Genomic DNA, 11,949 nt, shown 5'->3' on the forward strand with positions numbered 1-11,949 from the left:
GTAAATTCATCATGTCTATCTTCAGTACCGCAACCAGCTTCCCTGTCGGCGAAGGGCCGAGTGACGTTGTTGTAGCAGATTTTAACAAAGACGGTAAGCCAGATATCGCCACAGCGAATCAAGTAACTAAAAACATCTCCATTCTGTTGGGGACAGGCACTGGCAGCTTTGGCACGGCCAACAACTTTAACATCGGCTTTACGCCCATAAGTCTGGCATTAGGGGACTTTAACAGCGACGGCAACCTCGACATAGCTTCTGTAAAGAGGGACAGCGCAGATGTAGGTCAAGTAGCCATCCTGTTGGGAAATGGCACAGGTAGCTTTGGCACTCCCACGAACTTTGATACGGGGGAAGCTGATGGGAAGTCAGATTTTGGCCGTGGTGTTGCTGCGGGTGACTTTAACAGCGACGGCAAGCTAGATTTAGTTACGATAGGCAATAACAATCTATCGATCCTGTTAGGAACTGGTACAGGCAGCTTTGGGGCTCCTACTAACCTTAATGTTAATGGGTCGAATTCGCGGTTTTTCGCCGTGGAAGACTTTAATGCTGACGGCAAGCTCGACTTAGCTTTCATAGACTCTTCTGATAATGTATCGATCCTGTTGGGGACAGGGACAGGCAGCTTTGGGACTCCTACTAAATTTAAGGCGGGGAACGATCCGATCGGGCTCGCCACAGGGGACTTCAATGGGGATAACAAGCCAGATTTAGCTGTAACAAACACCGAATCTGACGAATCTGACAACGTATCAATCCTGTTGGGGACAGGGAAAGGCAGCTTTGGGGCTCCCACTAACTTTAATGCGGGGGACTTTCCCAATAGCGTTGCTGTTGGGGACTTTAACAGCGATAACAAGTCAGACTTAGCTGTGACGAACGATGATGGTATCTCCATTTTGTTGGGAAATGGTACGGGCAGTTTTGGTGCGCCCGCCAACTTTTCGGCTGGGGAATATCCCTTTATCATTGCTGTTGGGGACTTTAATGCTGATGGCCTGACAGACTTAACTACGACAAACGATACTGAAGAATCTAGCAACGTCTCGGTTTTGCTCAACAACAACAATACGCCTGTAGTGAATTTTGGTGCTGCTACCTACAGCGGCAGAGAAGGAAACGCGAATAGGGTTGTTGATATTCCGGTGACAATCAGCAGCAGTCCCGTCAAAGATTTGACAGTCCCGATCGTAATTGACTCTAGCAGCACAGCCACCCAAAATTCAGACTACACTTTTTCACCTGCCACTGTCACATTCCGTGCAGGTACTAACACTCTCACTCAGAATGTTGCTGTCACTATCAAAGCTGACAATATCGCAGAAAACGCCGAAACAGCGGTCTTCAACTTTGGCACGATTACTGATGGGATTGCAGGTAAAACAAATCAAGCAAAATTGACGATCGCAGCTAATGATACTAATGCCATAGCTTACGCCATTGCTACTGATACTGCCAGTATGACCGAACGCAACATTATCACTACTCCCGTTACTTTTACCGTGACTCGCAGTGGAGGTATCAATGCTGCCAGCAGTGTAAATTACGCAATAGGAGGAACTGCTACAAATAGCAGCGATTACAACAATATCGGTGGCACTTCTGGAGCAACTGCTACTACTGGTCAGATTGATTTTGCTGCGGGTCAGAAATCGAAAACGATTACTCTCAATGTGTTAGCCGACACCATAATTGAAGCAGATGAAACTATTGCTGTCACCCTGTCAAATCCCACAGATCCAGGGGTAACACCAACTATTACCACTGAAACGGCTACTACTACTATCAAAAATAATGATTTGGCCGGCTTTAGGGTTAATCGAAAAGCGGTATCAACAACAGAATCTGGTGGCAAAGCAGAATTTACGGTCAAATTAAAGGCTGCACCAACTGCTGACGTTACCATCGGCTTGAGTAGTTCCAATACAGGGGAGGGAACTGTTTCGACGAATAGCTTAACTTTCACTCCCGCTAACTACAATAAACCGCAAACAGTAACGGTGACTGGTGTTGACGATTTGGTAGTTGATGGCAATATTGATTACAAAATTGTCACGGCGGCTGCTGTCAGCACCGATCCTAATTACAATAACCTTAATCCTAATGATGTCACCGTCACCAACAGTGACAATGAAACTTCGGGAATTACGGTTAATTCGACTGAGGGATTAACTACTGACGAAGATGGGAACACTGCCAACTTTGATATAGTCCTGAATACCAAACCAACTGCTAACGTGACTATCGGTTTGAAAAGTGACAAGGTTGCCGAAGGAACAGTTTCGACTAATAGTTTAACATTTACTCCTATTAACTGGAATACACCGCAAGAGGTAACAGTAACTGGGGTTGACGATCGCATTGGTGATGGTGATATTGACTACACAATTGTCACGGGTACTACTGTTAGTACCGATCCGAAATATAACAACCGAAATGTAGCGGATGTTAGCATTACTAATGAGGACAATGAGACTGCTGGTGTTTCTGTTAGTCTTACCGAAACGGAAGTTACAGAAGGCGGCGCGAATGGCAGTTACCAGCTCAAATTAAAGTCGCAGCCAACAGCCCCCGTTACCATCAATCTCACAACCAATAATCAGATTCAGCCGATCGCCCCTGTGACTTTCACTCCAAATAATTGGAATGTTGCTCAAACCGTTACGGTAAAAGCTGTTGACGATACAGTTGCCCAAGGTACAGACAGCGCTAATATTACTCACACTGCAACCAGCACTGATGCTAAGTATAACGAAATTTCGGTGCCAGGGGTGATAGTGGCGATCGACGATAACGACACTACGCCGACACCGACGCCGACACCGACACCGACGCCGACACCGACGCCGACGCCAGTTACGCCGACACCAACGCCGACGCCAGTTACGCCAGTGACGCCGACACCAGTGACGCCAGTCACCCCGACGCCAGTGACGCCGACGCCAGTCACCCCGACGCCTGCAGAAGTGACGCCGACGCCTGCAGAAGTGACGCCGACACCAGTGACGCCAGTGACGCCGACACTAGGGACGCCCCCACTGATACTTGCAACTCCAGACATTATTATTAATGTACCACTGGGATTCTTAGTCACTTGGGAAACAGGTGACGCAGCCAGATTCTTTGTCAAACTCAACAGCCCACCTACTGCTGATGTGAGTATTACTTTTAGTACCAATAATGCGGGAGAAGGAGTAATTGACAGGCCAACTGTTACCTTCAATTCTACTAATTGGAATGCAATACAGATGGTGAGTGTAAGAGGCGTTGATGATTTTGTATTTGATGGAGACCAAAATTACCTTATTATTGCCGACCCTGCTGTTAGCGCCGATCCCAATTACTCCGGGTTAACTACATCAATTGTTTCCGCTTACAATAATGACGATGACGATCCTCTTCTTGAGACGAGCGTTATTATAGGCAACGTTATTGATGGTTACATCTCCGGTGCAACCATCTTCCTAGATGCTAACAAAAATGGCATTAAAGATAGTAACGAACCATCAACTACTACTGACTTTAACGGTGCATATCAGCTCGATATTCCCTTGGAGACTTTCGACAAAAATACAAATGGGAAAATCGATGCAGATGAAGGCAATTTAGTTGCTTTTGGCGGGACGGATACTGCGACAGGTTTGCCGCTGGAAATGCCTCTTTCTGCACCTGCGGATGCTAATGTTGTCACTTTGTTAACCAGTTTGGTAACTGATTTGATGGCTGGGGGAATGACGCAGAGTGAAGCCGAGTCAAAAGTTAAATCTACTCTGTCTATTCCTGCGGGAGTTGACTTGAGCGACTTAGATCCGATCGCCTCTACAGCAAAAAATGAGCCTGGGGGCGTTGAAACTCTAGTCGCCATGACAAAAGTCCACAACGTCATCACCCAAACCAGCAGCCTCATAGACGGTGCATCTACGGCGGACAATGCTGCGATCGTCAAAGCTGTTGTCGGGGCAATTAACAGTAAAATTAAATCCGGTGGTTCCCTGGATGTGAGCGATGCGGCACAGGTAGAAAGCATTATCGAGCAATCTGTTGCCAAGGTCAAAGAAATTGACACCAATCTCAACACTGAAAAACTTTCCCAAATTGCCCCGGAAGCTGCGAAGGTAATGGCTGAGGCAAATCAAAGCACGGATAAAGTTAAATCTAACTTTTTGCCTGAGTTTATTCCCTCGGAAATTGCCAAAGTCCAAAAGGTGACATTAGGTGAAAGTTCGATCGCCCTCGAAGAAGCGGCGGCTGGCACAAAACCAATCGCACAGGTAGTTTCCGAAAATACAGGCGAATTTTTAACGGCCAAAATTCAAGGTAATCCAGCACCTTCTCAACCTGCTGTTCCGGTTGTACAAGGTGATGTGGAACTTGTCAATAATTCTCCTGAAATTCTCGGTGATGAGGGCAAAAATCTTGTCGGTACTGATGATAGCGATACTTTAATCGGCGGCAGCGGTAACGATTTTATCAGTGCCAGAAAAGCTAGTGATTCCCTCGATGGTGGCAGCGGTAATGACAGCATTTACGGTGGCCGGGGACTAGATATGCTGACAGGTGGCAGTGGATCTGATATCCTATTTGGAGGCCGCGGTGCTGACAGTTTGGACGGCGGTATCGACAATGACAGTTTGTACGGTGGCAAGGGAGATGATACTTTGCTTGGCGGTTTGGGAGATGATTTTTTCAGCGGCGAAAATGGCAACGATTTTCTGACAGGAGGTAGCGGGATCGATCGCTTTTTGTTAACTCCAGGTGGCGGCTCGGATACGGTGCTTGATTTTGAGGTGGGTATCGATAAATTTGCGATCGATAACAGTTTGAATTTCCAGCAGTTAGAAATTAGTCAAACTGCGGGAGGAACGCTGCTGAAATTGGCCTCAACTAATCAACTTTTGGCAACAGTCACTGGGTTGAATAGTTCGATTACTGAATCGGATTTTGTGTTGGTTTAGAGCCAACTCCAGCGTAGGGGCAATCCTGTGATTGCCCTTCTCAATGAGGTAGGCACTAAAAACGAATCATTTGTTAAATCACTTTTACTGGGAGGAGCATCATGTTTAAATTTGGAAAAATGACCCTAGTATTCATCACCGCATCTGTTGCTGTTTTGCAGCCAGCTTTTTCAGCTAGCGCCCAAGAAACCAGCAGCGAATTCAGGCAACTGCAAACCTTATTAGAAGCTAAGAAATGGGACGACGCCGATCGCGAAACCGTCTCTATACTCCGCAACAACCCCACGTCTTGTCCTAACCTCCGCGCGATCGACCAATTGTGGATGCAACACAGCAATAATAAATACGGCTTCACTCCGCAGTTAGAGATTTGGCAACAGACGGGGAAGGGTTTAAATTGTCAAACTTGCGAAGAAGAAATTAAAGAATTTAGCAGAAAGGTAGGATGGAAACTTGACTCGCGAGACATTCCTCTGCTAGGGGATTTTCCCGCTCAGTACCCAACTGTTGCTGCATTAGGTTGGCAAAGCTACGTTGGTAGAGATACAAGTTTTTTTGGCGATCGGCGTAATACATGGCAAGCGTCGAAAGTTCAAGGTCATAACTTGTTCTCTACTTTTGCTAATTGCGGCAAGTAATATCAAATCCGTTAGCATCGGAATAGTAAATTCCAGTTCACTGTTCACTGTTGACTGTTCACTGTCAACCGTCAACCGTCAACCGTCAACCGTCAACCGTCAACATCATTCCGGTGTAACCGGAAATGATATAAGTAGACAAACCTAAAAAAACAGAATACTCAGATACCCGACTTCTTAAAGAAGTCGGGTATCTAAAGCGCGAGGTCGTTTTACGTTCTTTTGCTTTCATACTTCTGCTTCTTTTAAAAAGCTGGTTTTGCTGAATACAGGTATGAATTAAAAATTTCCCAATTGCTATGGGCCAAGTATGGTGAGTTTTGTAACGTTGGAGAAAAGTTTATTCATACCGTAAATCAGCAACGCCATTTATAGAACACAGGCAAGATGTCTGTTCCACAAATATAGAATAAGAAATAACAATCAACTGTCAACTGTCAACTGTCAACTGTCAACTGTCAACTACTTAATCTTATTTACATAGCCCCACAAACTATAATCGCGACTCAACCAACCCCGGAAAAAAGCCATCTGAGTCGGATCTTCTTGCACCCTTTTGTAGCGGTAAATAATTCGTTCATTAATCATTTGCAGTGCGGTATTTTTGTTATTTGCCCCTTTCAGCGCTTCCTTGGTGCGCGGGTCAAAAACTCCCGTTTGCGGCAATCCTAATGCTTGCTGAAGAAAGGTAATTGAGTTATTAATACCGAAATTAACGGCGGTGTCAAACATGACGATCGCCAAAGCCGGCTGCATCGTGCCCGAAAGGCTCGAATCCCAGTAATATTTATAAATTTCTAGGAGCTCTGCTTCCGACATCTGCGTCACGTCGAGGGGCGGAAGCCCACGACTGTAGCGGTAGGCGTTGTATTCCGTTTGCAAGACGCCCCGATAAGTTCTGCCACCCTTATCGGCAGGGTGATTGCTGAATCCACCCTCAAAATATAGGGTGAAATAAAGAGCAGTTTGAAATAATTTCTGCCGAAAGCTGGCTGTCTGCTGCTGCTGTGCGAAAGTCTTTTGGGCAAAGGGTAAGGGGATTGCTAAGGTTAACAAGAGTATCCCCAGCAGGAGGTTTGGTTTCCACTTGATGTTATGTTGGCGCTGTGTCGCTTGCTTGTCGCTCATAAATTCTCTGTGACGATCGCCCGTAATTCCGCTAAAACTGCTACTCTGCAAAATAATATAGATTCAACCTTTAACTTGATAGCACAGATAGGCCGCAAAATGAATTCCGATTTTCGCAACCAATCCGAAACACCCCAATTTGAAGATGCTGCATCGCTGACAGTGGCTGCAGAAACCTATTACTCTCAAGGCAATTTAGCAGCAGCCGTCGCTGCTTGTCGCCGAGCTCTGGAATTGCAACCGGATTGGGCGGCGGCTTACGTGACAATGGGCAATGTGCAGCAAGCAAGCGGCCAAATTGAGGAAGCGATGCGGTTTTATTCCGAGGCGATCGCTCTGAATCCCGATTTTGCTGAGGCTTATGCTAATTTGGGCAGTATGCTCTACAAACAAGGGCTTTTGGTGGAGGCGGTTGTCAATTATGAAAAGGCGATCGAACTTAAACCGAATTTGGCTGCTGCTTACTGGAATTTGGCAGGGGCACTGAAACAGCAGGGGCAGCCGGATGCAGCGGTAGCATACGAGCAAAAAGCTCTCGAACTCAATCCCCACCTTGCTGAGGTAGATTTTCACTTAAATTTAGGAGATAAATTAGCGCGGCAAGGGAAGTTAGATGAGGCGGTGGCTGCATGGCAGCGGGCGATCGCATTCAAACCCGATTTAGCCGAAGCATACTGTCAAATTGGCCGAGTTTTGCGCCACCAGGGCAAATTTAAAGATGCAATACCCAACCTTCAAAAAGCCCTAGAAATTAAACCGGATTTTATTGCTGCTCACCAAAATTTGTGCGACATCCTCATAGATACTAGCAATTTAGCTGCCGCGCGGCAAGCCGTACACCAATACAGCCAAATGTGTGCCGAAACCGATCCAATTATGACCGCGATTTACTTCATCAGCACCTATCAAGTGTCGGGATTAAATCAAATTGCGGGCGATCGATTTTTAGAGCTAGAGTCGTACTTGCAGCACAACTTAGAAACCGCTAACCCGGTGGAAATTAAATCGCTTTATGCAAACTTGTTATTCAGCACGCCCTATTTGCGAGATGACTTGGCAGCCAACTCAAAACTTGACAGATTAATTGCCCAAAAGTATATCGAACAATGTATTAAACCTAATTTTTCTCAACCCGCCAATTACAGTTTCAAACCAAGTGTCCCATCCAGCCCGTTAAAAATCGGCTTTTTGTCCAATCACTTTAGCCGCCATTCTGTAGGTTGGTGCAGCGCTGACATCATTCGCGAATTGTCTGACATCACACCCCATGTGTATTTGTACGCTTCCGAAAGAATTATTCCTGACGATCGCACTCAGCAATTTGAAAGTTTTGGCAAACTGACTTTTCCCACAACCTACCCGAACGGACTTGCCAATTCTGCCGAAATTATCGACCAAATTCAGCAAGATGAATTGGACGTTTTAGTTGATTTAGATTCTCTCAGCGTACCAGTTCACGCTGACATTCTCTACCAAAAACCCGCACCAGTTTGTGTTTCTTGGCTGGGATTTGACGCCCCTTACATATCGCCGGAAAATTACTTTCTTACAGACGGGCACTCGCACCCAGCAGGGCAAGAAAAATATTATGACGAACAGCTAATTAGGATGCCTGATTCCTTTGTAGCGGTGTCCGGTTTTCAGAGATATGGAGTCGATCCAGTTGCATTGAGAAGGTCGCATCGGATCGGCTTGGATCAGATAGTTTACCTGTGCGTCAGTCCCGGCAGAAAATTCAATAGCGAGTTGGTAAAAGCACAAATTGCGATTCTCAAAGAAGTGCCGAACAGTATCTTAATTCACAAAGCTTTAGGGGATGCAGCAGTGTTTGAGGGTGCGTATCACCAAGCTTGCGAAGCTGAGAAAGTGAGCAAGCACCGAATTAAGTTTTTGCCGAGGTTTGCTACTGAGGAAGAACACAGAATTATCTATTTGCTGGCAGATGTTTTGTTAGATTCTTATCCTTACAACGGAGGAACTCAAACTTTAGAGGCTTTGTGGTCTAATTTGCCGGTGGTGACTCGCACAGGAGAGCAATGTTTGTCGAGAATGGGTTATTCGTTTTTGCAGACTTTGGGAATTGAAACAGGCGTGGCTTTGTCTTGGTCGGAATATGTGGAAGTGGGTGTAAAATTGGGCAAAGAACGTGAATTTAGAAATGCAATTAAAGCACAGTTGGTGAAATCTAAAGATTCCGCCAATTTGTCGCCGCTGTGGAATCCGAAAAAGTTTGCTGGTGATATGTATGCGGTGTTTGAAAAATTGTGTAAAATAGGATAAATGCTGGCTAGTGACTGCTGATAATGACCGAAAGCATCCAGGATACCCGCCACGTGATTCATCCGTCCAGAAATAAAAAACCTGTATCCGATGAAACTTGCCCCCCGACTTTATCCGTGGGGTCAATGCTTGAATCTAAAATCTAAAATCTAAAATCTAAAATCTAAAATCGATTGACTGCTGACTACTGACTAATGACTACTGACTAATGACTTCAACACTGCCAACTATTAAGTTTTTGAAACAGCCGACTTCGGAAGCTTGGGTGCAACAGGCGATCGCCCATTTGGATACAATCTTATTAGACCATTCTCACTGCGAGCGGAAAGCGGCGGGAGTAGCGTTAAATTTAATGTTTCGCTACCCAGCCCGCGAAAAATTGGTGAGGATGCTAACGGCGATCGCCCGCGAAGAATTAGAGCATTTCGAGCAAGTCAACCAGCGGTTAGAACAGCGCGGCATTGCTTTAGGCCCTTTGGCTGCACCTCCCTACGGTGCCGGTTTGTCCGCCCAAATTCGCAAGCAGGAACCGGAGAGACTTTTGGATTCTTTGTTGGTTTCTGGTTTGATAGAAGCGCGCAGTCACGAACGGTTGGGGCTGCTGGGCGATCGCTGTCCCGACGCCCAATTAGCTAAATTTTACCGCAGTTTGATGGCTTCGGAAGCTCGCCATTACGGTGTATATTGGATTTTAGCAACAACTTATTTCGATCGCACTCTTGTGATTGACAGGCTGGAGGAATTATCATTAGTAGAGAGCGAGTTGCTGGCAAGTCTTCATCCCGAACCGAGAATTCACAGTTAAAATCTAGGTGCATTTAAAGACTGTAAAACCCAAAAAATGAGTAATTTTACAGTTGCTAAAGTCAAAAAATAAATATACGTTGCAACAACCAATGAAAACCCAACATCTGGATTTTTTAATTCGTTCCTGGGAAACGCGCGATCGCGCTGAGGCGTTCTATTTAATTAGAGATGTTTTAGCAGAGTACGGTTTAAAATGCGAACCTCACGGGGCCGATCGAGATGTCTATGATGTAGAACTTCATTATCATAATCAAGGCGGTGAATTTTGGGTAGTTGAACGGCAGGATAAAATAGTGGGTACAGCCGCTTACTATCCGATTGAGCGCGGAAATAATGCTGTGGAAATTCGCAAAATGTATATTTTGCCAGCAGCAAGAGGACAGGGTTTGGGGAAATTTTTACTGCAAGAATTGGAAAGTAAAATTATAGCTCGCGGCTTTGAGGAAATTTGGATAGAAACTGCTAGCATTCTCAAAGAAGCTGTGAAAATGTACGAAAATAGCGGATATCTACCGACAACTGGTGTGGAGACGCAAAGGTGCGATCGGGTTTACGTAAAATCTCTAGGTATAAAAAAAGTACAATAAGGTTTGTGAAAACAATGATTAATTTACTCAGTTTCAATCAACAGTTGATTGAAACTGAGTAAATTAATCTAGGAGGAAAACACATGACTATCACCACAGAAAACTCTCACTCTCAAAATCATGCTACCAACAAATTGCTAGACGGCCCTAAAGACGCTAGATTTGTTCAGACAGTGCGGGGAATTTTAAATCCTCTGTATTATTTAGATAGTAATTCTCAACGCTACGGCGACCTTTTTACCAGCGAATTCAGCAACTTTCCGCCGCAAGTAATTATTAGCAATCCTCAAGCTATTCAAGAAATTTTTACATCCGATTCCAAACTCTTTGAATCCAGTACGGGAAACCAGATAACGCTACCTTTAGTAGGCTCGAATTCGTTATTGTTGTTAGATGGCGATCGACATTTGCAGCAGCGCAAACTTTTAATGCCACCTTTTCACGGTGAACGGATGAAAGCTTACGGACAAATCATCCGCGATACAACCGAAAAAGTAATTAATAATTGGACTCCTGGTAACTCGGTAATCGCGCAATCAACTATGCAGGAGATTTCCTTGGAAGTAATTTTACACGCTGTTTTTGGGCTGAGCGAAGGAGAACGCTACCAGCAAATTCAGCAACTAATGATTAATATGTTCAGCCTGTTTAGCAATCCATTAAGCGCTACCTTTTTGTTTATCAAGTCGTTGCAAAAAGATTTAGGTGCTTGGAGTCCTTGGGGAGGATTTCTGCGACAAAGACAGCGTTTAGATGAACTGCTTTATCAAGAAATCCGCGCTCGCAAAACTCAGTCTGAACCATTGGGCGAAGACATCCTGAGCTTGTTAATTTCCGCTCGTGATGAAGCAGGAAAGCCGATGAGCGACGTTGAATTGCGGGATGAATTAATGACAATCTTATTCGCCGGACACGAAACTACAGCCACAGCTTTAGCCTGGGCTTTGTATTGGATTCACTACATCCCAGAAGTCCGTGAAAAAATGCTGCAAGAACTCAATTCTATTGATGTCGAAAATTGCGAGCCGACGGAAATAAGTAAACTCCCGTATTTGAATGCTGTCTGTTGCGAAACGCTGCGGATTTATCCGATCCTATTTTTTGCATTTCCGCGCCTTCTGCAAGCTCCGATGCAGTTAATGGGTTATAATATTCCCAAAGGAATGGTACTTTCTACCTGCATTTATTTGGTTCACCACCGACCGGATATTTACCCGGAACCAAAACGTTTTAAACCCGAACGTTTTCTAGAAAGGCAATTTTCGCCTTACGAATATTTGCCGTTTGGAGGAGGGAACCGCCGCTGTATTGGCACGGCATTCGCAATGTTTGAAATGAAGTTAGTATTGGCGAAAGTGCTGTCACGATACTCTTTAGAACTTGCAGAAAATCGTCCGGTTTTGCCAGTGCGCCGCGGTTTGACAATGGCACCCGCTGGTGGTGTGCCTCTCGTGGTAAAGGCGAGGATTTGAATCTTAGGAATGAGAATTAAATAACTTCCACAAGTTTGTGGGATGGGCGTCCCGCCCGTCCAAAAAGGACGGGCGGGAC

At 45.3% G+C, this 11,949-nt stretch carries 8 protein-coding genes; 6 read left to right on the forward strand and 2 right to left on the reverse strand.

Features of this window, described 5'->3' with window-relative positions:
* The first annotated feature begins 11 nt into the window (after positions 1 to 11).
* Together QUA00_RS24085 and QUA00_RS24090 are read left to right on the forward strand one after the other, a co-directional pair.
* A complete protein-coding gene (locus tag QUA00_RS24085) occupies positions 12 to 4,958 on the forward strand; it encodes an FG-GAP-like repeat-containing protein (protein ID WP_333411348.1) in 4,947 nt (1,648 codons plus the stop codon).
* Between the two features lie 101 nt (positions 4,959 to 5,059).
* A complete protein-coding gene (locus QUA00_RS24090) occupies positions 5,060 to 5,596 on the forward strand; it encodes a GUN4 domain-containing protein (RefSeq protein WP_333140006.1) in 537 nt (178 codons plus the stop codon).
* An 85-nt stretch (positions 5,597 to 5,681) separates the two neighbouring features.
* Here the strand turns inward: QUA00_RS24090 and QUA00_RS24095 are convergent, their stop codons facing one another.
* Together QUA00_RS24095 and QUA00_RS24100 are read right to left on the reverse strand one after the other, a co-directional pair.
* The gene (locus tag QUA00_RS24095) at positions 5,682 to 5,828 is read right to left on the reverse strand and encodes a hypothetical protein (protein ID WP_333411350.1); all 147 of its coding nucleotides are present in this window, start codon (positions 5,826 to 5,828) and stop codon (positions 5,682 to 5,684) included.
* 230 nt (positions 5,829 to 6,058) lie between these two features.
* Positions 6,059 to 6,724: a glycosyl hydrolase 108 family protein gene (locus QUA00_RS24100; protein WP_333140089.1), complete on the reverse strand. Its 666-nt coding sequence runs from the start codon at positions 6,722 to 6,724 to the stop codon at positions 6,059 to 6,061.
* A 99-nt stretch (positions 6,725 to 6,823) separates the two neighbouring features.
* Here QUA00_RS24100 and QUA00_RS24105 point away from each other — a divergent pair, with 99 nt between their 5' ends.
* From QUA00_RS24105 to QUA00_RS24120, 4 genes are all read left to right on the forward strand, one after another.
* Positions 6,824 to 9,004, forward strand: coding sequence for a tetratricopeptide repeat protein (locus QUA00_RS24105; protein WP_333411351.1), 2,181 nt, complete (start codon positions 6,824 to 6,826; stop codon positions 9,002 to 9,004).
* Between the two features lie 208 nt (positions 9,005 to 9,212).
* Positions 9,213 to 9,809: a tRNA isopentenyl-2-thiomethyl-A-37 hydroxylase MiaE gene (locus QUA00_RS24110; RefSeq protein ID WP_333140001.1), complete on the forward strand. Its 597-nt coding sequence runs from the start codon at positions 9,213 to 9,215 to the stop codon at positions 9,807 to 9,809.
* A gap of 91 nt (positions 9,810 to 9,900) precedes the next feature.
* The gene (locus QUA00_RS24115; RefSeq protein ID WP_333411353.1) at positions 9,901 to 10,398 is read left to right on the forward strand and encodes a GNAT family N-acetyltransferase; all 498 of its coding nucleotides are present in this window, start codon (positions 9,901 to 9,903) and stop codon (positions 10,396 to 10,398) included.
* Between the two features lie 83 nt (positions 10,399 to 10,481).
* On the forward strand, positions 10,482 to 11,870 hold the full coding sequence (locus QUA00_RS24120) for a cytochrome P450 (RefSeq protein WP_333411354.1): 1,389 nt from the start codon (positions 10,482 to 10,484) through the stop codon (positions 11,868 to 11,870).
* Positions 11,871 to 11,949: the final 79 nt, after the last annotated feature.

It is taken from the genome of Microcoleus sp. T2B6 (assembly GCF_036700475.1).
In the GTDB taxonomy this organism is placed as follows: domain Bacteria; phylum Cyanobacteriota; class Cyanobacteriia; order Cyanobacteriales; family Microcoleaceae; genus Microcoleus.